Source organism: Stenotrophomonas sp. 86428_Sma, assembly GCF_056481585.1.
Map to the genome: position 1 here is coordinate 1,372,145 of NZ_CM151156.1, position 22,278 is coordinate 1,394,422.

The window sequence follows — 22,278 nt, forward strand, 5'->3', positions numbered from 1 at the left end:
ACATGTTGGGTAAACTCTCAATTGAGTCGATCCCCCACGATCCGATCGTGCTGACCACCCTGGTCGGCGCGGTGCTGGGTGGCCTGGGCGTCATGGCCCTGATCACCAAGTTCAAGCTGTGGGGCTATCTGTGGAAGGAGTGGTTCACTTCGGTGGATCACAAGAAGATCGGCGTGATGTACCTCATCGTCGCCTTCGTCATGCTGCTGCGCGGTTTCTCCGACGCCATCATGATGCGTACCCAGCAGGCGCTCGCCGTCGGCGGGTCCGAGGGTTACCTGCCGCCGCACCACTACGACCAGATCTTCACCGCGCACGGCGTGATCATGATCTTCTTCGTGGCGATGCCGCTGATCACCGGCCTGATGAACCTGGCCGTGCCGCTGCAGATCGGTGCGCGCGACGTCGCGTTCCCGTTCGTCAACTCGCTCAGCTTCTGGCTGTTCGTGTCCGGCGCGGTGCTGATCATGCTGTCGCTGTGGATCGGTGAGTTCGCTGCCACCGGCTGGCTGGCGTTCCCGCCGTTGTCGGGCATCGAATACAGTCCAAGCGTCGGCATGGACTACTACATCTGGGGTCTACAGGTCGCAGGCCTGGGTACCACGCTGAGCGGTATCAACTTCTTCATCACCATCCTGAAGATGCGTACCCCCAGCATGAAGCTGATGCAGATGCCGGTGTTCACCTGGACCGCCCTGGTGACCAACGTGCTGATCGTCGCTGCCTTCCCGGTGCTGACCATCACCCTGGTGCTGCTGACCCTGGACCGTTACCTGGGTACGCACTTCTTCACCAATGACGGTGGCGGCAACGCCATGCTGTACATCAACCTGATCTGGATCTGGGGTCACCCGGAGGTGTACATCCTGGTCCTGCCGGCGTTCGGTGTGTTCTCCGAAGTCATCGCGACCTTCTCGCGCAAGGCGCTGTTCGGCTACAAGGGCATGGTCTACGCCACCGCCTGCATCGGCGTGCTGTCGTTCATCGTGTGGCTGCACCACTTCTTCACCATGGGCTCGGGTGCCAACGTCAATGCCTTCTTCGGCATCACGACGATGATCATCTCGATCCCGACCGGCGTGAAGATCTTCAACTGGCTGTTCACCATGTTCCGCGGTCGCGTGCAGTTCACCACGCCCGTGCTGTGGACCATCGGCTTCATGGTCACCTTCACCATCGGCGGCATGACCGGCGTGATGCTGGCGATCCCGGCCATCGACTTCGTGCTGCACAACAGCCTGTTCCTGATCGCCCACTTCCACAACGTCATCATCGGCGGCGTGGTGTTCGGCATGTTCGCCGGCATCACCTACTGGTGGCCGAAGATGTTCGGCTTCCGCCTCAATGAGTTCTGGGGCAAGTGCGCGTTCTGGTGCTGGTTCATCGGCTTCTACGTGACCTTCATGCCGATGTACGTGCTGGGCTTCATGGGCATGACCCGTCGTCTGCAGAGCACCGTCAACCCGGCCTACGAGCCGCTGCTGCTGGTCGCTGCCGCAGGTGCCTTCATCGTGGGTGCCGGCATCCTGTGCCAGATCATCCAGGTGGCCGTGTCGATCCGCGACCGCAAGAAGACCGCCGACCTGACCGGCGACCCGTGGGATGCCCGTACGCTGGAGTGGGAAACCTCTTCGCCGCCGGCCTTCTACAACTTCGGTAGCCTGCCGGAAGTCACCGAGCTGGACGATTTCTGGGAGCGCAAGCAGCGTGGTGAAGCCTGGCCGAAGCCGGCCAAGTACACCGACATCCACATGCCGCGCAACACCGGCACGGGCGTTGTCATCGGTGCCTTCAGCCTGGTGTTCGGCTTCGCGATGATCTGGCACATCTGGTGGCTGGCCATCGTCGGCTTCGTCGGCATGATCGCCACGTTCATCTACCGCACCTTCGACCAGGACGTGGACTACTGGGTCCCGGCCGCCGAGGTGGAACGCATCGAGAACGAACACCGCAAGCACCTGGAAAACCAGGGCCTGGTGAAGTCGGAGCTGAAGGCATGAGCACCAATACCTCGACCCTGAGCCACGGGCACGCCGCGCAAGCGGCGGCCCATGGCCATGACGACCACGAGCACCACGACACCGGCGGCAACACCGTCTTCGGTTTCTGGGTGTACCTGATGAGCGACTGCCTCATCTTCGCCTCGCTGTTCGCCACCTATGTGGTGCTGGCCGGCGGTACCGATGGTGGCCCGACCGCGAAGGACCTGTTCGAACTGCCGTTCGTTGCATGGGAAACCGCGCTGCTGCTGACCTCCTCGCTGACCTTCGGCCTGGGCATGATTGCCATGCACCGCAAGCAGATGGGCCAGATGTACCTGTGGCTGGGCATCACCTGGCTGCTGGGCTTCGGCTTCATGTGCATGGAAGTGTGGGAGTTCCAGCACCTGATCCATCAGGGCTACGGTCCGGACCGCAGTGCCTTCCTGTCGGCGTTCTTCGCCCTGGTCGGTACCCACGGCCTGCACGTCAGCGCCGGCCTGCTGTGGCTGCTGGTGATGTTCGTGCAGCTGAAGAAGTACGGCCTGACCCCGACCAACAAGACCCGCATGGCGTGCCTGAGCCTGTTCTGGCACTTCCTGGACCTGATCTGGATCGGCGTGTTCTCCGTCGTCTACCTCAATGGAGCCCTGTAATGGCACATGACAACCATGCACACGACCACGGCACCGGCGGCGAAAGCCATGGCACCGTGAAGTCGTACCTGATCGGCTTCGTGCTGGCGGTGGTGCTGACCGTCATCCCGTTCTGGATGGTGATGTCGGGCGACTTCTCGCGCACCGTCAACGGTGTGGTGATCGCGATCACCGCGGTGCTGCAGATGCTGGTCCACCTGGTGTTCTTCCTGCACCTGGACCGCTCTTCGGAAAGCCGCTGGAACGTCAACGCTGCGGCCTTCACCGTGGTGGTGATCGGCATCATCGTGGTCGGTACCCTGTGGGTCATGCACAACATGAACGTGCACATGATGCACTGACGTCCTCGCGACGTTGCCACGCAGAAAGGCCGCCCTCGGGCGGCCTTTTTGTTTGTCTTGACCCGTCCTGAATTGGGTTGACACCTTTTCCCTCTGGAAAAGGAATGTTCAATGAAATCAACAATCAGGCGCAGTCAGCGGGATTACTCGCTGGCCTTCAAGTTGTCCGTGGTCGATCAGGTCGAGCGTGGAGAACTGACCTATAAGAAGGCTCAGGAGCGATACGGTATCCAAGGTAGCAGCACGGTTCTGAAGTGGCTTCGCCGCCATGGTCGGCAGGATTGGTCAGGTGGTGCATCATCTGCCCCCATGACGACTTCTCCCAAAAGTGGACCGGCCACGCCGCTGACGCCGGAACAACAGATCAAGGCCCTGCAGGTCCAGTTGCGGGAGGCCAACGAGAAAGCACAGCTTTTCGAAGCCATCGTGGATGTCCTCAAAGAGGATTACGGGGTGCGCATCGTAAAAAAGCCTTCAGGCAAGTCCTCACGCAAGGGCGCCTCAAAGGCGTAAGCGTGGCAAGGGCTTGCCGCCATTTCGGCATCAGTCGACAGGCGTTCTATCAAGCGGGGTGCCGGCATCAACGACGACGCGCCAGCGAGACCAAAGCACTGGCGCTGGTGAGCGATTGCCGCGTGCGGCAGCCACGGATCGGGACGCGCAAGTTGCACCATTTGATCGGACCGAAGCTGCAGGCGGCGGGAATCACCATGGGGCGTGACCGGTTGTTTGACGTACTTCGGGAAGCGCGCCTGCTGGTACCGAAACGTCGGGCTTATCACAAGACTACCGACAGCCATCATCGCTTTCGCAGGCATCCGAATCTGCTCAAACCTGGCCAAGGATGCGTAATACCAACCGGTAGCGAGCAGGTGTGGGTGGCGGACATCACCTATCTGCCGACGCAGGGGAAGTTCGTGTATCTGAGCCTGGTCACCGATGCCTGGTCGCACAAGATCGTGGGCTGGAGCGTGCATGAAACGCTACAGACAGAGCAGGTAGCTCAGGCGCTGGAGATGGCGCTGAAAGGGAGAAAGACACCGCAGAAGCTGATCCATCACTCTGATCGTGGAATCCAGTACTGCTCGGATTACTACCAGAAGATCCATGCGCGGCACGGCCTGACCTGCTCGATGACCGACGGCTACGACTGCTATCAGAACGCTCTGGCAGAGCGAGTCAACGGGATCCTCAAGTGCGAGTTCCTGCTTCATCGCCCACGGGACCTGGGGCAAGCCCGCCAGATGGTGGCTGAGGCCGTAGACATCTACAACGCTGAGCGCCCCCACCTGTCCCTTAAAATGCAGACGCCCGATGCGATGCATCGGGCGTCTTTGGCCGCCTGACGGCGGCCGGACCATCCACCCATCGGTGTCAACCTATGGCAGGACGAGTCATCTGCGGATATGGGTAGTGCCGGCCGCTGGCCGGCAATCGCGGGAAGCCGGCCGGCTCTACCCCGCCACCCGGCGCAGGAACTCTTCGGCATCCATAGGCCGGCCCAGGTGATAGCCCTGCAGCTGGTCGCAGCCCAGTTCGCTCAGGTATTCGCGCTGCGCCTGCGTCTCCACGCCTTCGGCCACCACCTGCAGCTGCAGGGTGCGGCCCAGCGCGATGATCGACGACACGATGGCGGCATCCTCGTCGTTGCGTTCCAGGTCATGCACGAACGCACGGTCGATCTTCAGTTCGGTGGCCGGCATCCGCTTCAGGTACAGCAGGCTGGAGTAGCCGGTGCCGAAATCGTCGATGGCGATATGCACGCCCATCGCGGTCAGATCGTTGAGAATCGCCAGGCTGGCGTCGACATCCTTCATCGCCGTGGTCTCGGTGATCTCCAGGGTCAACCGCGCCGGCTCGATCCGGTGCCGCTGCAGCACCTCGCGCACGCTGTCCAGCAGGGCCGGCGAGGAGAACTGCAGCGGCGACAGGTTCACCGCCATCGACCATCCGGTATGCCCGGCCTCGTGCCATGCACGCAGCTGTGCACAGGCACGGTCCAGTACCCAGTCGCCGATCGGCAGGTTCAGGCCACTGCGCTCGGCGATGGGAATGAACACATCCGGCGCCAGCAGGCCCAGTTCCGGGTGCTGCCAGCGCAGCAGGGCCTCGGCGCCGGTAGCTGGTGCGCCAGCGGCCGGGAACTTCGGCTGGTAGTGCAGCAGCAGCTCGTCATGCGCGATCGCCTTGCGCAGATCCTGCAGCAGGCGCAGCTGGCGGTTGGCGCTGAGCTGCATCGACGGGGTGAAGAAGGTATAGCCGTTCCGGCCTGTTTCCTTGGTGTGGTACATCGCCGCATCGGCGTGCGCCATCAGTTCGCGCTCGTTGCTGGCGTCATCCGGGTACAGGGCGATGCCGAGACTGGCGCTGACCTGCAGTTCGGCGGCATCCAGGGTGAATGGTTCGCCGGCAGCGGCGATGATGCGTTCGGCCACCACCACCGCATCGTCCGGGGTGTCGATGGCCAGCACGATCACGAACTCGTCGCCGCCGAGGCGCGCGAACGTGTCCTGCGGCCGCAGCAGGCCGCCGATGCGCTGTGCCACCGCCACCAGCAGGCGGTCGCCCAATTGGTGGCCGTAGGCATCGTTGACCGCCTTGAAGCCGTCCAGGTCGCAGAACATCACCGCCACTGCGCGGCCGCGGCGGCGCGCCTTCTCGATGGCCTGTTCGATGCGGTCCTGCAGCAGCATGCGGTTGGGCAGCTGGGTCAGCGGGTCATGCAGGGCGGCCTGGATCAGCTTGTCGTTGGCGTGTGCCAGTGAATCGGCCAGCAGCCCGGTACGCACGCGCATCTGCCGATCGAACAGCGAGGCGACCAGGGCGATACCCAGGGTGGCTACAGTGGTGACGATCACCAGCACTGCCAGCCAGCGCGTGTCGATGCCGCCGCTGCCGACCGCGCCGCAGATGCTGCCTTCGGGGAAGCGTGCGGCGGCCATGCCGGTGTAATGCATGCCGACGATGGCCAGGCCCATCACCAGCGAGGCCAGTGCGCGCAGGCGCATGGTGTGGCGCTGCTCGGAACGCAGGCGGAAGGCGATCCACAGCGCCGCGCCGGCGGCACCGATGGCTACTGCAATGGAGGCGGCGAACCAGCCCGGGTGATAGTCGATACCCGGCTGCATGCGCATCGCGGCCATGCCGAGGTAGTGCATGGTGGCAATGCCCAGGCCCATCAGCACGGCGCCGGCCAGCAGTCGTCGCCAGGGCAGGCTGGGTCGTGACACCAGCCACAGCGCATAGGCCGAAGCGCCGATCGACACTGCAAGCGAATACAGGGTGATGCCGAGGTCGTAGCCGACCGGGATCGGCAGGTCGAAGGCCAGCATGCCGATGAAATGCATCGACCAGATACCCAGGCCCATCGCCGCCGCGCCGCCGGCCAGCCACCAGCGGGCCACGCGGCCCTCGGCCGTGGCCAGGCGGCCGGCCATGTCCAGCGCCGTGTACGAAGCAAGAATGGCCACCAGCAGGGAGATGGCGACCAGGCTCTGACTGTAACTGCCAGTCATGTTGAATCCAGAGGGGGAGGGAGGGGCGCCCGCAAGGCGCACGCCCGCGACAGCTATCGGCGCGGGTGGGCGGGACTTGAGCGGTCGCAGCACCTGCGACCCGGCTCGGCTATCCTGCCACGCCTGTTCCCGTTGCTGGAAATCATCCGATGGCAAAAGCCCGCACCGCCTACGTCTGCAGTGAATGCGGCGCCGAATTCAGCAAGTGGCAGGGCCAGTGCACCGAGTGCAACGCCTGGAACTCGCTGTCGGAAATCGTGCTGGAGAGCGCGGCGGCGGCCAAGGCGCCCGCGTCGCGCCGGGCCGGCTGGGCCGGCAAGATCGACCCGCCGAAGATCACCGCCCTGAAGGACGTGGAGCAGACCGAGCATCGCCGTGTCTCGACCGGCATCGGCGAGTTCGATCGCGTGCTGGGCGGTGGCCTGGTCGAGGGCGCGGTGGTACTGGTCGGTGGTGACCCGGGCATCGGCAAGTCGACCCTGCTGCTGCAGGCGGTGGCGAAGATGGCGGCCGAGCTGCCGGTGCTGTACGTCACGGGCGAGGAGTCGCTGGCCCAGGTGGCCGGCCGCGCACACCGGCTGGAATTGCCGCTGGATGGTGTCAATGCGCTGGCCGAGACCGGCGTCGAGTCGATCCTGCAGCATGCGTCCAAGGCCGGCCCGCGGCTGATCGTGGCCGACTCCGTGCAGACCCTGTGGACCGAGAGCCTGACCGCCGCGCCCGGCTCGGTCAGCCAGGTGCGCGAGAGCGCGGCGCGGCTGGTGCGTTTCGCCAAGGAGACCGGCACCGCCGTGTTCCTGGTCGGCCACGTGACCAAGGAGGGCGGTATCGCCGGCCCGCGCGTGCTCGAACACATGGTCGATGCGGTGCTGTACTTCGAAGGCGAGAGTGGCAGCCGCTTCCGCCTGCTGCGCGCGTTCAAGAACCGCTTCGGTGCGGTCAACGAGCTGGGCGTGTTCGCGATGGGCGACAAGGGCCTGAAGGAAGTCTCCAATCCGTCGGCGATCTTCCTGTCCGGCGGCAGTACCCACCAACCCGGCAGCTGCGTGATGGTCACCCGCGAGGGCACCCGGCCGCTGCTGGTTGAAGTGCAGGCGCTGGTGGATGCGTCGCCGCTGTCGAACCCGCGTCGTGTCGCGGTCGGCCTGGAGCAGAACCGGCTGGCCATGCTGCTGGCGGTGCTGCATCGCCACGGCGGCGTGCTGGTCGGCGACCAGGACGTGTTCGTCAACGTGGTCGGTGGCATCCGCGTGCAGGAGACCGCTGCCGACCTGCCGGTGCTGCTGGCGGTGCTGTCCTCGCTGCAGGACCGGCCGCTGGCGGAAAAGACGATTGCGTTTGGCGAGGTTGGCCTGTCCGGCGAGATCCGCCCGGTGCCCAATGGCGAGGACCGCCTGCGCGAGGCCGCCACCCATGGTTTCAAGCGCGCCATCGTGCCCAAGGCCAACGCGCCCAAGGGCGGTTCGGTGAAGGGCATGGAAGTGATCGCGGTGGAACGCCTGTCCGAGGCCATCGACGCGGCATGATCGCCGCGGTGCCGCCGGGCCACGCCCGGCGGGATATGCGCGCGGAATACGGCAGCCGACACGGCAACGGTCAGCCTGCCTGTGCTAGTTTTTCCCGCTCGACGAAGGCGCCCTCTGGCGTCTTTCCGTGCCCAGGAGTAAACGATTACATGCAGGACACCGCGCTCACCGCCCCCAACGCCGAAATCCGTCGCGCCGGGGTCGATCTCAATGGACTGATGACGGTGCTGGGCAAGCACCTCTATTCCACCCCGGTGGTGGCGCTGCGTGAGCTGGTGCAGAACGCGCACGACTCGATCATCCGCCGCCGCATCGAACAGCCCGGCATCGAAGTGCCATCGCGCATTTCGGTGCAGGTCGATGCCGGTGCCGGCGTGCTGCGCATCATCGATACCGGCGCCGGCCTGACCCGCCAGGAGATCCACGATTACCTGGCCACCGTCGGCGTCGGCTACACCCGCGGCCTGCGCCAGGGCGGCGAGGACGATGAGGGCCTGATCGGCATGTTCGGCCTCGGCTTCCTGTCGGCCTTCGTGCTGGCGCGCCGGGTCAGCGTGCGCACCACCTCGTACCAGACGCCGGAACTGGGCCATCTGTACGTGTCCAGCAACGCCGAGCAGTACACCGTCAGCGAAGTGCCGGCACGCGCGGTCGGTACCGAGGTGGAACTGGAGCTGCATCCGGACTTCCTGCCGCTGGCCAACGAAGCGCGCCTGCACGAAGTGCTGGGTCGCTACTGCGCGCTGCTGTCCGAGCCGATCTTCATCGGTGCTGCAGGCGAGGCGCTCAACCCCGAGCCGCCGCCGTGGCGCGGCCAGGGCGATGTGGCCCTGCATCCGGTGCAGGCGCGTCGCCAGGCGCTGCAGTTCGCGGCGCGTTTCGAACATGATTTCGAGCCGATCGTCACCGTGCCGCTGCGTGCCGATGGCAACAGCGATGCCACCGGCCTGCTGTGGGTGCAGGACGGTGCCACCTACGGCACCAGTGACAACCGCAACCTGTCGGTGTTCGTGCGCGGCATGCTGCTGGACGACGATGCGCGTGACCTGCTGCCGCCGTGGGCGGGCTTCATCGGCGGGGTGATCGAATCCTCGCGGCTCACGCCCACCGCCAGCCGCGAAGACCTGCAGCGCGACGACCAGTACCGCGCCGTGCAGCATGCGTTGCTGGAGGCGCTGATTGATGGCCTGGCCGACGTCGCGCGGCAGCAGCCGGAAGCGTGGCGACGTGTATTGAGCCGCCACAACGAGGCGCTGCTGGGCGCGGCGCTGTGCGATGACCGCCTGTTCGACCTGTTGCTGGAGCACGTGCGCGTGCCGACCTCGCAGGGCGATCTGCCTGCCAGTGCGCTGCCCGCACGCGGTGCCGTGCATGTGATCCTCGACAACGGCGGCGGCTTCGAGGAAATGCTGTTCCGCGCGATGGGCGTGCCGGTCGCGCATGGCCATCGCTATGCAGTAGTGCCGTTCCTGCGCCGCTGGGCCCAGGCCAAAGGACTGCGTCTGGTCGAGCTCGGCACCGAGCAGGGCAACCGGGCGCTGTTCCGCAGCGATGACAGCCTCGACGAGGCGCAGCTGGCATGGCTGCGCGAGCAGCTGGGTGACGGCGAACAATTGCTGCCGGCACGCTTCAGTCCCGAGTCGCTGCCGGTGGTGGTGGTGCCCGACCGCGAAGCCGAGCTGAAGCAGCGCCTGGAAGACGATGAGAACGACAAGCGCGTTTCAATGGCGGCGCTGCGGCTGGCGCGTCAGTTCACCGCGCGCATCGAATCGCGTGCGCCATCGCGGTTGTACCTCAACCTCGACAACCCCGCGGTGCAGGCGCTGCTGCGCGCCCAGCGCGACGGCCACCCGCAGGCCGAAGCCGCAGCGCGCCTGCTGCGCTCACTGAAGATCATCGTCGCCGCGCAGGGCCGTCCACTGGCCCGCGCGACCGCCACGCCCGGCCCGGATCTCAACGGCGCCTTCACCGATATCGCCGGTGCCCTGCAGCAGATGCTGCGCTGAGCACCGCATCCTCTCATCCAGCCTTCGCTAGACAGGAGTACTTACCCCATGGACATCTGGAACTGGGTCGAAAAACTGCAGGGTGACCTGCGCCAGGCCGGCCAGGCGCAGAATGCGCACCTGCTGAACCGCCTCGCCGACGAGGTGAGTGAACTGCGTGTCGACCGCGTCGACGCGCTGCTGCCCGAAGCGCGTGCGCTGGGCAAGGCGCTGGACAACCCGTGGGTCGACGTCTACGTCGGCCACTGGGCGCTGCGCAACCGCGTCGGCAACCGCGTCGAAGGCGAGAGCGCGCTGGGCGAAGCCGTGGCGCTGTTCGAGCGTGCGCATCGCGAGGACACCCTGGAATGCCCGCAGTCGATCTGCGTGACCCAGGATCTTGCCGCCTGCTACGGCAACATCGATGGCCCCGGCTGGGTGCCCGAGCGCATCGAGGTGTGCGATGAAACACTGGGTCGCATCGACCCGAGCTGGGCCTGCTTCCAGTGCCTGAGCTGCGAAAAGGCCGATGCACTGCTTGATGATGGCCGCGGCCAGGAGGCACTGGATTACCTGCAGGTGCAGTCCGACGCGATCGAGGCCTGCGGCAAGGAAGTGTTCGACAGCTTCCCGGAGATGCAGATCAAGATCCTGCTGGGCATGGGCCGCGCCGAAGAAGCGCTGCTGCTGATCGAGAAGCGCGAGGCCGAAGTGGCGGCGTCCGGCGAGTACGAGCCGGCCAACTGCACGGTGCCGCGCCGCCTGTCCAAGGCTTGGGCGCTGGCCCAGCTGGACCGCGACGAAGAGGCCCTGCAGCAGCTGGTGCCGTGGAGCGAGCTGACGCCTACCTACTGGCGGCTGTGGGCGAACACCGCCGCAGCGCTGTGCCGGCGCGATCCCGCACGCAATACCTGGGATCTGGGCACGCGCTTCAACACCATCATCGAACACTTTGCCGAGGTTGGCTCGCACCGCCTGCTGATCGAAGTCGCTGCGCTGAGCCTGGAGCTGGCCCTGCAGCGTGGCGCACGCTGGGTGGCGCTGCGCCAGCTGGAGCTGGCGCGTACCCATCTGGCACAGCTGCGCCAGGACCGTGGGGCGGCTGCGCTGGTGGCCGGCCTGGCGGCACGCATCGATGCATTGCCGGATGTGGCGCCGCTGCCGGTGCCAGCCGCTGAACTACTGGTTTGGCTGAACGAGCAGGGAGAGCAGAACCAGTCGCGCGATCCCGAACGTGAGGCGCAGTGGCTGCTGCAGGCACAGGCGCAGCTGCCAGATGACGAGGCGCTGGCCGAGATGGCTGCCTCCGCGCTGAGCGCCTGTGGGGCGCAGACGGAAGCGCGCGCATTGCTGTGGCGCTTCGTGCGCGCACACACGCAGGATGATGGCCCGGCCGCCTACACGCTGATGCGCTGGCTGACCGAGCAGGGCGACGACGAAGGCCTGCGCCAGCTGGCTGATGCCTATCGCGGCAGCGTGCCGGTGTTCGCGCACTGGTGCGAGGTGCAGCGCGCCCGTCGCGTGTCCGACTGGCCGGCACTGGAGCAGGCCGCGCAGGCGCTGCTGGCGGCCTCGCCGGGCTCGCATGGCGCACGCGGTACGCTGGCGCGGATGTACATGGAAACCGGTCGCTTCAGCGAGGCGCAGGCCTGCTATGCGCAGCTGGTGGAGCTGCTGGAAGAACCCAACGCCGCACACTGGGACCACATGAGCGCGGCCAGCGCGGCACGCGACTGGGATGCGGTGCGCCGCTCGGCGGCTGCGATCGGCATGGAGCTGTCCAGCCAGGACGGCGTGGTCGAGGAGCCGTGGGGCTGGGTGATCATCCGCAGCGAAGAGAACGGCGAGCCGATGGAGTACTACGCGCGCCGCAGTGGCCCGGTCACCGCACGTATCGTCGAGAACGCACCGGCCAACCGCGCCCAGCAGGTGGGCGACTGGGTGGTGTTCGATGCTGCGCTGGTGCACCCGGCGCCGGAGGAGGAGGAAGCGCGCGAGCATTTCATCCCCACCTATGCGCAGGTGCATGTGCTGGAGCGCGGCGGCTTCGCCCGCAGCTGGCTGATCGACGGCGCGCACCCGGGCGAAGACGCGTGGAATGCCTTTGTCGCAGCGGCCGAGGCGCAGGGCTGGCAGGTGTGGTCGCACAGCCGCCCGGACTACACCGTGACCGATCCGGACGAGGAGGAGGGCACGCTGCCGGGCCTGCTGTTCACCGTCGCCCAGCCGCAGGACCATGCACCGCTGGCGCTGCACCGCTTCCTGCAGCAGGAAACCGCGAAGTGGCAGCATCCGCATTGCTGGCTGCGGCTGGCCGAAGCCTGCGACCAGGATCGCCAGCCGCACCTGGACGTGATCGAGCGTTACGGCTTGTAAGCCTGGTATCGGGTAGTGCCGGCCGCTGGCCGGCAGCGCCGGGATATCCTGTGTTGCCGGCCAGCGGCCGGCACTACATCAAGGAGAAGTACATGCGAAAGACAGGGATGTTCATGATCGCCGGGCTGCTGCTGGCCCCCGCCGTGCAGGCCGCACCGGCCTGCCAGGAACCAGTGGCTGTCGCCCGTGCCTTCTACGAGGCAACCACCGGCAATGGCGATCTGCTGGAACCGCCGCCGGCGCTGGTCAGCCCGGCCTTCGGCAAGGCCCTGCGTGGCGAGCGCGCCTGCCAGACGCGCGAGGAAGGCATCTGCACCATCGATTCCGATCCGTGGCTGGATGCGCAGGATGGCGACATCGAGAGTCCGGTGCGCTACATCTGGAAAGAGGTCTCGGCGACGTCCGGCCAGGTCGAGATGCGCTATTCGGTATGGAAGAAGGCCTACGTGACCCGGTTGCCGATGGTGCGCCAGGGGCAGGGCTGCTGGCAGGTGGATGACATCCTCACCAACAGCGGTCGCTCGGTACGGAAGATCCTGGCCCAGCCGGTGCCTTGACCGTCTACGGCATCCACGCATAGTGCGGTCCTGTTGCCGGGCAGCGGCCGGCACTACCCGGGTGGGTGCCGACCGTTGGCCGGCACACCGCTATCGCGAATGCCCGAACACCAGTTCGATCGCGAACTGGCTGCCGAAGAAGGCCAGCAGCAGCAACAGCATCGCCGCCAGCGTCCAGTGCACCGCCTTCATGCCGCGCCAGCCGTAGCGGCGACGGCCGATCAGCAGCACGCCGAACACGATCCACGACAGCACGCTCAGCACGGTCTTGTGCACCAGCTTCTGCGCCAGCAGGTCGTCGACGAACAGCACGCCGGTGACCAGGGTCAGGGTCAGCAGCGCGAAGCCGACGGTGATCACCCGGAACAGCAGCGATTCCAGATCGGCCAGCGGCGGCAGGGCGCGCAGCCACGGCCGGAACTCGCGGCGGCGCAGGGCGCGTTCCTGCAGCCACAGCATGATCGCCAGCAGCGCGGCGATGCTCAGCGTGGCGTAGGCCAGCAGCGCCAGCCAGGCGTGGCTGGCCAGGCGCCAGCCCAGCACCTTGCTCGGTTCGTGGCCGTAGCCGTGGTAGGCCAGCAGCAGTACCGCGGCCAGCGGGAACACCACCACGCCCAGTGCCGACATGCGCCCGCGCGCGCCGACCAGCGAGGTCAGCCAGGCCATGCCCAGGCCGACCAGCGACAGCGCGGCGAAGAAGTGCATGTCGGGCCCGCCGTTGGTGCGCATCGCCACCATCACGTGGTAGCCGCCGTGCAGCAGCATCGCCGGCAGGGCGGGCCACAGCCAGGCGGGGGAGCCGGTGCTTTCATCGCGGCCAAGCGCACGCACCAGCAGGGCGCTGGCGGCCAGGTAGAGCAGGGCGGCGATGAGAACGATTAACATCGTTGCAGTTTCGCATACCCCTGCGGTGGTGGCGACGGCCCTGTGGTCGCAGTCCGGGGAGGGGAGCGGACCCGTTATACTGTCTGCCTTATTGTCCCCCGCTTTCAGACAGGTTGCGCCGCATGTTCGAGTCACTGACCCAGCGCCTTTCCGGCACCATCGAGCGCCTGCGTGGCCGCGGCCGCCTGACCGAGGAGAACATCCGCGAGGCCACCCGTGAGGTCCGCATCGCGCTGCTCGAAGCCGACGTTGCGCTGCCGGTGGTGCAGGCCCTGATCGAGCGCATCAAGGTGCGCGCGGTCGGCCAGGAAGTGCTGAAGTCGCTGACCCCGGGCCAGGCCCTGATCAAGGTCGTGCGCGACGAGCTGACCGCGGTGATGGGCGCCGAAGCCAGCGACCTGAACCTCAATGTTCCGGCCCCGGCCATCATCCTGATGGCGGGCCTGCAGGGCGCCGGCAAGACCACCACGGTGGGCAAGCTGGCCAAGCACCTGAAGGAAAAGCGCAAGAAGAAGGTGATGGTGGTCTCGGCCGACGTCTACCGTCCGGCCGCGATCGAGCAGCTGAAGACCCTGGCCGAGCAGGTCGGCGTGCTGTTCTTCCCGTCCAGCGCCGACCAGAAGCCGGAAGCCATCGTCCGCGCCGCCATCGACGATGCACGCAAGTCGTTCGTCGACGTGCTGCTGGTCGATACCGCCGGCCGCCTGGCCATCGACGAAGCAATGATGGCCGAGATCAAGGCCCTGCACGCGGCGGTGAATCCGGCCGAAACCCTGTTCGTGGTCGACGCCATGACCGGCCAGGACGCGGCCAACACCGCCAAGGCCTTCGGTGATGCGCTGCCGCTGACCGGCGTGGTGCTGACCAAGACCGACGGTGACGCCCGTGGCGGTGCCGCGCTGAGCGTGCGCTACATCACCGGCAAGCCGATCAAGTTCGTCGGTGTCAGCGAGAAGCCGGAGGGCCTGGACGTCTTCCACCCGGACCGCATCGCCAGCCGCATCCTGGACATGGGCGACGTGCTGTCGCTGGTCGAGCAGGTCGAGCAGCAGGTCGACAAGGACAAGGCCGCCAAGCTGGCCGAGAAGGTCGCCAAGGGCAAGAAGTTCGACCTGAACGACATGCGCGACCAGCTGGAGCAGATGCAGAACATGGGCGGCATCGGCGGCCTGATGGACAAGCTGCCGGGCTTGGGCAACATCCCCGACCATCTGAAGCAGCAGGTCAGCCAGGGCAAGGAAGTGCCGCGCATGATCGCCATCATCAGCTCGATGACCAAGAAGGAACGGCGCAACCCGAACCTGCTCAACGGCTCGCGCCGCGCGCGCATCGCCAAGGGCTCGGGCGTGACCCCGGCCGACGTCAACAAGCTGATGAAGCAGTACATGCAGATGGAAAAGATGATGAGCAAGATGGCCGGCGGCGGCATGAAGGGCATGTTGCGCAGCATGATGGGCGCCATGGGCGGCCGCGGCATGCCGTTCCGTTGATGCGTTGAACACCGGCTTTTTTTGTAGAGTCGAGCCATGCTTGTATGTTCCTCCCGGCTCCTACGCGGTATGTAGGAGCCAGGGTGGAGGGACCGTCGAGCATGCATCTGCGGATACTAGCCGACAGACGAGTCGAGCGATCCCCATCCCGCACACGAACGTCGATAAAGGATCGTACGGCCCCCAAAGGGGGTCGTCGATGTAGGCAAGCTAACGTCGGTGCGGTACCACCCCAGCCCCTTAAGGATAGCTGGGAGCCGTACAAATGTCTGATTCTCTCGATATTGGCGTGGACGTGGACTCCAAGGAGTTCGTACCGGCAGTGGCCGACCGCAAGGCCGGCGACAGGATCGCCAACACCCGGGCCGGCATAGCCCAGTGGCTCAACACCTTGCCCCAGCGATGCCGGATTGGCATGGAGGCGACGGGGCGGTACTACGAGTTGTTGGCTCGGATGGCTGGCCAGGCAGGCCACGTTGTCTATGTGATCAATCCACGTCTGATCAAGCACTACGGCCGGGCGACGGGCTCGCGTGGCAAGACGGACGCCATGGACGCCGAAGCGATCGCCCGGTACGTGAAGAAGGAGAACGATCGCCTGCGTGAATACGTACCGCGTACCGACGAGCAGCAGCAGATGCACGATTTGCTGCGCAAGCGGCAGACGCTGGTAAAGACACGCGCGCGCCTGGAGCAATCCTTCGGGGTAAGCAAAAGTGCCCCCGGGGAGCTGTCAGATCTGTTCTGCGCTCTGGCTGGGACGCTGTCCGAGCTGGAAAGCGAACTGCAGCGCTTGGGTCGCGATGGAGAGCATGGCACGCTCTACAAGCGCCTGTTGACCATCCCTGGTATCGGCCCTGCCGTCGCCGCTCACCTGATCTACTACATGACGCGCTGGCCGTTGGCCAACGCCAACGCGTGGATCGCCTGCACCGGCCTGGATCCCCGGCCCAACGAGTCTGGCGGCAGAACGGGACGGCGTCGGCTGTCCAAACAGGGCGCGCCAGTGCTGCGCCAGATGCTCTACATGGCCGCCATGGGGCTCAAGCGGTGTCGTCGGGGGCAACCGCTCTACGACGAGCTGTCAAAACGCGGTCACCCCAGCACCGCCGTCTTCAACATCCTGGCCAGAAAGCTGGCCAGGATCGCCTGGGGTGTCTTCAAAAGCGGCCGGGACTTCGATCCGGCGATGCTGAAGGTGGGTCAAGCCTGCTTCCAGCAGGCTTGACCACGAACATAGGATCTCGACTGCTTTTCTGTCGGTGCCCCGGTCGAGGTAGAGTCGAGCAAGCTCGACGCCACCCCCGTCCTGCGCGCACCATGGGGGCCTGTCCGAAACGATGGGCCGTCATGCAGAGTTCCGCTGTATCTTCCCGCGTCGAGGCGTTCTGCCGGCGCTTTGGCGTATCCGTTCCGATCCTGCTGGCCCCGATGGCCGGCGCCTGCCCGGTGCCGTTGTCGGCTGCGCTGGCCAATGCCGGCAGCATGGGGGCGATGGGCGCAGTGCTGTCGTCATCGGCCGATATCGGCCACTGGATGGATGACTTCCGCGCTGCCTCGACGGGCCCCGCACAGGTGAACCTGTGGGTGCCGGACCCGGCACCGACCCGTGATGTCGCCGCTGAAGCCGCCAGCCGCGCCTTCCTCGCGCAGTGGGGTCCGGACGTGCCGGCCAGCGCCGCCGATGCCACGCCCGCCGACTTCGAAGAACAGTTCGCCGCACTGCTGGCGGCGCGCCCGGCGGTGGCCTCGACCATCATGGGCGTGCTGCTGCCGCGCCACGTACAGCAGTTGAAGGATGCCGGCATTGCCTGGATCGCCTGTGCGACCACCTTGTCCGAAGCGCGTGCGGCACAGGACGCCGGTGCCGACGCGGTGGTGGCACAGGGCGTGGAAGCCGGTGGCCATCGCGGCGCGTTCGATCCGGCGATGGCCGAGCGTCAGTTGGTCGGCCTGTTTGCGTTGTTGCCGCGCCTGGCCGATCACCTGCAGATTCCGGTGATCGCCGCCGGTGGCATCGCCGATGGCCGTGGCATTGCTGCCGCACTCACCTTGGGGGCCAGTGCCGTGCAGATCGGCACTGCCTTCCTGCGCACGCCCGAAGCGGCGATCGCTTCAGCGTGGGCCGATGGATTGGCGGCCAGCGAACCCGAAGATACCTGGCCGACCCGCGCCTTCAGCGGCCGCCTGGGCCGTGGCCTGGCGACCCCCTATGTGCGCGCCGCCGCTGCGGAAGGCGCACCGGCGCCACGCCCGTACCCGGTGCAGCGCGGCCTGACCGCGCCGATGCGCAGGCAGGCCGTGCAGGAAAATCGTCTGGCGGCGATGCAGGCCTGGGCCGGGCAGTCGGCGTGGATGGCCCCGGCACAGCCGGCCGCCGACGTATTGCGCGGCATGTGGGAACAGGCGCAGGCGCTGCTGCGATGACCGTGACCTGCAACGGCCAACCGGTGCAGGTGGAGGATCTGCTGCCTGCGCTGGTCAACTATGGCCACTTCACCTCGCTGCAGGTGCGCGGTCACGCCGTGCAGGGACTGGACCTGCATCTGGCGCGGCTGTCGCAGGCCACGCGCGAACTGTTCGGCAGCGAACTGGATGCGGCGCAGGTGCAGGGCTGGATGGCGCAGGCGCTGCAGCAGGCTGGCCTGGCCGATGCCTCGCTGCGGGTGACGGTGTACTCGCGCCGCTTCGATTTCCGCAATCCGCTGGCGGCCGTACCGGTGGACGTGCTGGTGGCGGTGTCCGCGCCGGTGGCGCTGACCGCACCGAAGCGGGTGCGCAGCGTGATGTGGCAGCGCGAGCTGCCGCAGATCAAGCACGTCGGCACCTTCGGCCTGTTTGCCGAGCGCCGTGCGGCGATGGCGGAAGGGTTCGACGATGTGCTGTTCGTGACCGCCGATGGCGTGATGAGTGAAGGCAGCACCTGGAACCTGGCCGTGCACGATGGTGAGCGCCTGCTTTGGCCACAGGCGCCGGCCCTGCGCGGTACTGCCGAGACGTTGTTGAAGCAGCATTGGCCGGGGGCACAGCTGACGCGGCCGTTGGCACTGGCTGAACTGGATAGCGTGAAGGCCGCTTTTGCCTGCAACGCCAGCGGCCTATGGGCGCTGGACGCCATCGACGGGCATGACCTGCCGGGTTCGCAGGCACTGGCTGAACAGGGCAGGGCAGTGCTGGCGGCGGTGGCTTGGGACAGATTGGGGTGAAAACCCCCGCCGGGCATGGCCCGGCGCTGCCGTGGAGGCGGATTCACCCCGGGGTTGGCTCGGCCGGGCTCTGCCGCTATAATCGCCCGCTTACCTCGCCATCCTGGCGACTGGGCAATAGGAAAAACACCATGGTCAAGATTCGACTGACCCGCGGCGGCGCCAAGAAGCGTCCGTTCTACCACATCATCGTCACCGACGTGCGCAGCGCGCGCGACGGCCGCAACATCGAGCGCGTTGGCTTCTACAACCCGGTCGCCCAGGGCGCCGAGAAGCGCATCGAGCTGGACCTGGCCCGCGTTGACCATTGGGTCAAGAACGGCGCCCAGCCGACCGACAAGGTCCGCAACCTGATCAAGGAAGCGACCAAGTCCCAGGCCGCTGCGGCCTGATCCTGACGGGCCACGCTTCGGCGTGGCCCTCTTGGTTGAAGCAGATGAAAGATATCGAGCGCCGCATCCTGCTGGGCAGGGTTGTCGGCGCTTTTGGTGTGCGCGGCGAGATCAAGCTCGAGTCCTGGACCGAGCCACGTTCCGCCATTTTCCGTTACCAGCCGTGGATCGTGCGCAGCCCGTCCGGCGTGGAAACCACGATTGAAGGTGTACGCGGCCGCGACAGCGGCAAGCACCTGGTCGCCCGTTTCCCCGGCGTCGAGGACCGCGATACTGTTGAAGCGATGCACGGCACCGAGATCTACGTGGCCCGCAGTGCGTTGCCGCCGCCGAAGCCCGATGAGTATTACTGGGTGGACCTGGAAGGCCTGGACGTGAAGACCACCGAGGGCGTTGCCCTGGGCCAGGTCTCGCACCTGTTCAGCACCGGCGCCAACGACGTGGTGGTGGTCCGTGGTGACCGCGAACGGATGATTCCGTTCGTGCAGCCGGACTTCGTCAAGTCGGTCGACTTCGAGGCCAACCTGGTCGTGGTCGACTGGGATCCCGAGTTCTGAGTGTGAGCATGCGTTTCGACGTCATCACCCTGTTCCCCGAGTTCCTCGCCCAGTCCGCTGGACTGGGCGTGGTCGGGCGCGCGCAGGAGAAGGGCCTGTTCAGCCTGCATGGCTGGAATCCCCGTGATTACGCCGAAGGCAACTACCGCCGGGTGGACGACCGTCCGTTCGGCGGTGGCCCCGGCATGGTGATGCTGATCGAGCCGCTGCAGGCCTGCCTGCAGGCGATCCGTGATGCCGATCCGACCCCGGCGCGGGTGATCCATCTCAGCCCGCAGGGAGCGCCGTTGACCCAGGCCAAGGTGCGGGAACTGGCGGCACTGCCGCGCATGGTCCTGCTCTGTGGCCGCTACGAGGGCATCGACGAGCGTTTCCTGGAGGCCAATGTCGACGAGGAGATTTCCCTCGGCGACTACGTGCTGTCCGGTGGCGAGCTGGGCGCGGCGGTGATCATCGACGCCGTGGCCCGCCTGCAGGACGGTGCCCTGAACGACGCGGAATCGGCGGCGCAGGACAGCTTCGAGGGCGACCTCGGCCTGCTCGACTGCCCGCATTACAGCCAGCCGGCCCAGCACCCGCTGGGTGACGTGCCGGACGTGCTGCGTTCGGGCAACCACGCGGCCATCGCGGCCTGGCGCCGCCAGCAGTCGCTGGTCCGTACCGCCCAGCGGCGCCCGGACCTGCTGGATGAACAGGCGCTGGGCAAGGCCGACCGCAAGCTGCTGGAGCAGGCCCGTCAGGCCCAGAAACACAAGGCCAGCCCCTAGCGCAGGGCTGGCGTTATCGGCTATCATGGCCAATTCCCGTCGGCCCCGGCCGGCGTGCGCAGTACCCAAAACAAACGTGCAGCACAGTCCGGTGACTGCATGAGCCTACGTTGTCGATACGACACGCCCACCCGAACAAGAATCGGTGTAACCCATGAGCAAGCTGAACAAGTCCATCGTCGCGGAATTCGAATCCGCCCAGATCACCCGTGAACTGCCGAAGTTCAGCCAGGGCGACACCGTTGTCGTCAACGTGAAGGTGAAGGAAGGCAGCCGCGAGCGCGTGCAGGCCTACGAAGGCGTTGTCATCGCCACCAAGAACGCCGGCCTGAACTCCTCGTTCACCGTCCGCAAGATCTCGCACGGCTACGGCGTCGAGCGCGTTTTCCAGACCCACAGCGCGATCATCGACTCGGTCGAAGTGAAGCGTCGTGGTAAGGTCCGCGCCGGCAAGCTGTACTACCTGCGTGGCCTGGAAGGCAAGGCTGCCCGCATCAAGGAAGACCTGGCTGCCGCTGCTGCCGCCAAGGCTGCCCGTCTGGCCGAAAAGGCCTGATAAACAACTTCGGTTGTTGCCGCGACGGCCACCTTCGGGTGGCCGTTTGCGTTTCCGGCATCGCTTCGGCCACGATCAGGGGATGAACGACATCAATCCGCGCTATCCCGCCGTGATCCAGTCGGCGCTGCGCTTCCTCGACGGCAAGGGGCTGGCGCGCGTGCAGTCGGCACCGCTGCTGCATCGCCTTCTGTGGCGCATGGGCATCGCACTGCCACCGCCGATCCTGGCCGGCTTCGGCACCAATGCGCTGGTGCAGGGCCTGCTGTTCGGGCTGTTCTGGACCGCGCTGATGTGGCTGATGCTGTGGCAGGGCAGTGAGCGCCCGCTGGCCCTGCTGCTGGCGGCCGGCCTGGTGGCCGGTGCGCTGTTCGGCATTGTGATGGCGGCGCTGATGCGTTCGCTGCGCCGCCACCGCAAGCTGCCGGACTGGCAGCAGTTCCGGGCGCGGCAAGCGGACTGAGCCGATGGCGCACTGCGCCGTGACCGTTGGGGACAGGCCGCGCTAGGCTGCGGTTTCATCCCGATGGACGTGCTGTGCGATGCCTGCCAAGCGAACCGCACCTTCCACCGCGCCCGCGCTGTTGTCAGGCGGCAACCCGCAGATCGCCAAGGGCGAAGGCGATGCGCCGGTGCAGGCCTATATCGCGGCGATGCCGGACTGGAAGCGGCCGATCGGAGCACAGCTGGACGCGCTGATCGAACAAGCTGTACCCGGTGTGCACAAGGCAGTGAAGTGGAATTCGCCGATGTATGCGGTTGCGCCGGGCGAAGGCTGGTTTCTCAGCTTCCACTGCTTCACCCGCTACATCAAGGTGGCGTTCTTCCGTGGCGCTGCGCTGAAGCCGGTGCCGCCCGAGCCGTCCAGGAGTGCCGATACGCGCTACCTGCACATCCAGCAGGAGGGTGCGTTGGATGAGGCGCAGTTCCTCGACTGGGTGCGCCAGGCCGCGGCATTGCCCGGCGAGCGCATGTAAGTGCATCGTTCCGATCTCCCTGCCGACGAGAACCGCTGATGGCCACGCATGCACCGAACCCTGCCGATGCCGGAACCCCGGCCGCTGAACTGATCGATGCACGCATCGCCGAGCTGGGCGACTGGCGTGGCGAGGCGCTGGCACGCGTGCGTGCCTTGATCCATGAGGCGCTGCCGGACGTGCAGGAAACCTGGAAGTGGCGCGGCACGCCGGTGTGGGAGCACAACGGCATCCTGTGCACCGGCGAAACCTACAAACAGGCGGTGAAGCTGACCTTTGCCAACGGTGCGGCGTTGGCCGATCCGAAGGGCCTGTTCAACGCCAGCCTGGACGGCAACACGCGACGTGCGATCGACATCCATGAAGGCGCGATGCCGGATGCCGCGGCGTTGAAGGCACTGCTGCGCGCGGCGGCCACGTTCAACGCTGCCAAAAAGAAGAAACGGTAGAGCCGGCCGCTGGCCGGCTGTTGCGCGATGCTTCCGGAGGGGCTTGAGGTTGCCGGCCAGCGGC

General features: G+C 66.4%; 21 protein-coding genes. 19 read left to right on the plus strand and 2 right to left on the minus strand.

Going from position 1 to position 22,278, the window contains the following annotated elements:
• The first annotated feature begins 2 nt into the window (after positions 1-2).
• From cyoB to ACZK3J_RS06265, 4 genes are all read left to right on the plus strand, one after another.
• Positions 3-2,000 (plus strand): cytochrome o ubiquinol oxidase subunit I, encoded by a 1,998-nt coding sequence (cyoB, locus tag ACZK3J_RS06250; RefSeq protein WP_049462341.1) that lies wholly within the window; start codon positions 3-5, stop codon positions 1,998-2,000.
• Entirely contained in the window at positions 1,997-2,635 is a 639-nt protein-coding gene (cyoC, locus tag ACZK3J_RS06255) for a cytochrome o ubiquinol oxidase subunit III (protein WP_012510428.1), read from the plus strand. Before cyoB ends, cyoC begins: the two co-directional genes overlap by 4 nt.
• Complete coding sequence (gene cyoD / locus ACZK3J_RS06260; RefSeq protein ID WP_005408584.1) at positions 2,635-2,976, plus strand: cytochrome o ubiquinol oxidase subunit IV; 342 nt, start codon at positions 2,635-2,637, stop codon at positions 2,974-2,976. Before cyoC ends, cyoD begins: the two co-directional genes overlap by 1 nt.
• Before the next feature lie 111 nt (positions 2,977-3,087).
• Positions 3,088-4,322, plus strand: a protein-coding gene (locus ACZK3J_RS06265; protein ID WP_478476581.1) for an IS3 family transposase whose coding sequence is annotated in 2 segments (ribosomal slippage) — positions 3,088-3,439 and positions 3,439-4,322 — 1,236 coding nt in all. Because the reading frame shifts where the segments join, the coding sequence is not laid out codon by codon here.
• 108 nt (positions 4,323-4,430) lie between these two features.
• Here the strand turns inward: ACZK3J_RS06265 and ACZK3J_RS06270 are convergent.
• Positions 4,431-6,491, minus strand: a complete 2,061-nt coding sequence (locus tag ACZK3J_RS06270; protein ID WP_478476583.1) for a putative bifunctional diguanylate cyclase/phosphodiesterase — start codon at positions 6,489-6,491, stop codon at positions 4,431-4,433.
• 149 nt (positions 6,492-6,640) lie between these two features.
• Here ACZK3J_RS06270 and radA point away from each other — a divergent pair, with 149 nt between their 5' ends.
• The 4 genes from radA (at position 6,641) to ACZK3J_RS06290 (ending at position 12,935) form a co-directional block, all read left to right on the plus strand.
• On the plus strand, positions 6,641-8,017 hold the full coding sequence (radA, locus tag ACZK3J_RS06275) for a DNA repair protein RadA (RefSeq protein WP_149909388.1): 1,377 nt from the start codon (positions 6,641-6,643) through the stop codon (positions 8,015-8,017).
• Positions 8,018-8,166: 149 nt separating this feature from the next.
• Positions 8,167-10,023, plus strand: coding sequence for an ATP-binding protein (locus tag ACZK3J_RS06280; RefSeq protein WP_049462343.1), 1,857 nt, complete (start codon positions 8,167-8,169; stop codon positions 10,021-10,023).
• Between the two features lie 48 nt (positions 10,024-10,071).
• Positions 10,072-12,378 carry a tetratricopeptide repeat protein gene (locus ACZK3J_RS06285; RefSeq protein ID WP_049462344.1) on the plus strand — a complete coding sequence of 769 codons (2,307 nt, stop codon included), beginning with the start codon at positions 10,072-10,074 and terminating at the stop codon, positions 12,376-12,378.
• Positions 12,379-12,470: 92 nt separating this feature from the next.
• Positions 12,471-12,935: a YqhG/Tai3 family protein gene (locus tag ACZK3J_RS06290; protein WP_049462406.1), complete on the plus strand. Its 465-nt coding sequence runs from the start codon at positions 12,471-12,473 to the stop codon at positions 12,933-12,935.
• Positions 12,936-13,025: 90 nt separating this feature from the next.
• Here the strand turns inward: ACZK3J_RS06290 and ACZK3J_RS06295 are convergent, their stop codons facing one another.
• A complete protein-coding gene (locus ACZK3J_RS06295; protein ID WP_012510433.1) occupies positions 13,026-13,820 on the minus strand; it encodes a cytochrome C assembly family protein in 795 nt (264 codons plus the stop codon).
• A 122-nt stretch (positions 13,821-13,942) separates the two neighbouring features.
• Here ACZK3J_RS06295 and ffh point away from each other — a divergent pair, with 122 nt between their 5' ends.
• The 11 genes from ffh to ACZK3J_RS06350 all read left to right on the plus strand — a co-directional run bounded on the left by ffh (position 13,943) and on the right by ACZK3J_RS06350 (position 22,214).
• Positions 13,943-15,310, plus strand: a complete 1,368-nt coding sequence (gene ffh, locus ACZK3J_RS06300; protein ID WP_478476584.1) for a signal recognition particle protein — start codon at positions 13,943-13,945, stop codon at positions 15,308-15,310.
• Positions 15,311-15,632: 322 nt separating this feature from the next.
• The gene (locus ACZK3J_RS06305; RefSeq protein ID WP_478453963.1) at positions 15,633-16,538 is read left to right on the plus strand and encodes an IS110 family transposase; all 906 of its coding nucleotides are present in this window, start codon (positions 15,633-15,635) and stop codon (positions 16,536-16,538) included.
• Positions 16,539-16,660: 122 nt separating this feature from the next.
• Positions 16,661-17,737 carry an NAD(P)H-dependent flavin oxidoreductase gene (locus ACZK3J_RS06310; RefSeq protein ID WP_049398965.1) on the plus strand — a complete coding sequence of 359 codons (1,077 nt, stop codon included), beginning with the start codon at positions 16,661-16,663 and terminating at the stop codon, positions 17,735-17,737.
• Positions 17,734-18,516, plus strand: a complete 783-nt coding sequence (locus ACZK3J_RS06315; RefSeq protein ID WP_149908598.1) for an aminotransferase class IV family protein — start codon at positions 17,734-17,736, stop codon at positions 18,514-18,516. Before ACZK3J_RS06310 ends, ACZK3J_RS06315 begins: the two co-directional genes overlap by 4 nt.
• Before the next feature lie 131 nt (positions 18,517-18,647).
• Entirely contained in the window at positions 18,648-18,908 is a 261-nt protein-coding gene (gene rpsP / locus ACZK3J_RS06320; RefSeq protein WP_005415733.1) for a 30S ribosomal protein S16, read from the plus strand.
• A gap of 44 nt (positions 18,909-18,952) precedes the next feature.
• On the plus strand, positions 18,953-19,465 hold the full coding sequence (gene rimM, locus ACZK3J_RS06325; RefSeq protein ID WP_010483256.1) for a ribosome maturation factor RimM: 513 nt from the start codon (positions 18,953-18,955) through the stop codon (positions 19,463-19,465).
• An 8-nt stretch (positions 19,466-19,473) separates the two neighbouring features.
• The gene (trmD, locus tag ACZK3J_RS06330) at positions 19,474-20,232 is read left to right on the plus strand and encodes a tRNA (guanosine(37)-N1)-methyltransferase TrmD (RefSeq protein ID WP_049462346.1); all 759 of its coding nucleotides are present in this window, start codon (positions 19,474-19,476) and stop codon (positions 20,230-20,232) included.
• 154 nt (positions 20,233-20,386) lie between these two features.
• Positions 20,387-20,788 carry a 50S ribosomal protein L19 gene (gene rplS, locus ACZK3J_RS06335; protein WP_005408597.1) on the plus strand — a complete coding sequence of 134 codons (402 nt, stop codon included), beginning with the start codon at positions 20,387-20,389 and terminating at the stop codon, positions 20,786-20,788.
• A gap of 82 nt (positions 20,789-20,870) precedes the next feature.
• Positions 20,871-21,251 carry a DUF6404 family protein gene (locus ACZK3J_RS06340; RefSeq protein ID WP_049462347.1) on the plus strand — a complete coding sequence of 127 codons (381 nt, stop codon included), beginning with the start codon at positions 20,871-20,873 and terminating at the stop codon, positions 21,249-21,251.
• A gap of 79 nt (positions 21,252-21,330) precedes the next feature.
• Positions 21,331-21,765, plus strand: coding sequence for a DUF1801 domain-containing protein (locus tag ACZK3J_RS06345; protein ID WP_125894519.1), 435 nt, complete (start codon positions 21,331-21,333; stop codon positions 21,763-21,765).
• Positions 21,766-21,803: 38 nt separating this feature from the next.
• The gene (locus ACZK3J_RS06350; RefSeq protein ID WP_032127552.1) at positions 21,804-22,214 is read left to right on the plus strand and encodes a DUF1801 domain-containing protein; all 411 of its coding nucleotides are present in this window, start codon (positions 21,804-21,806) and stop codon (positions 22,212-22,214) included.
• Positions 22,215-22,278 lie beyond the last annotated feature (64 nt).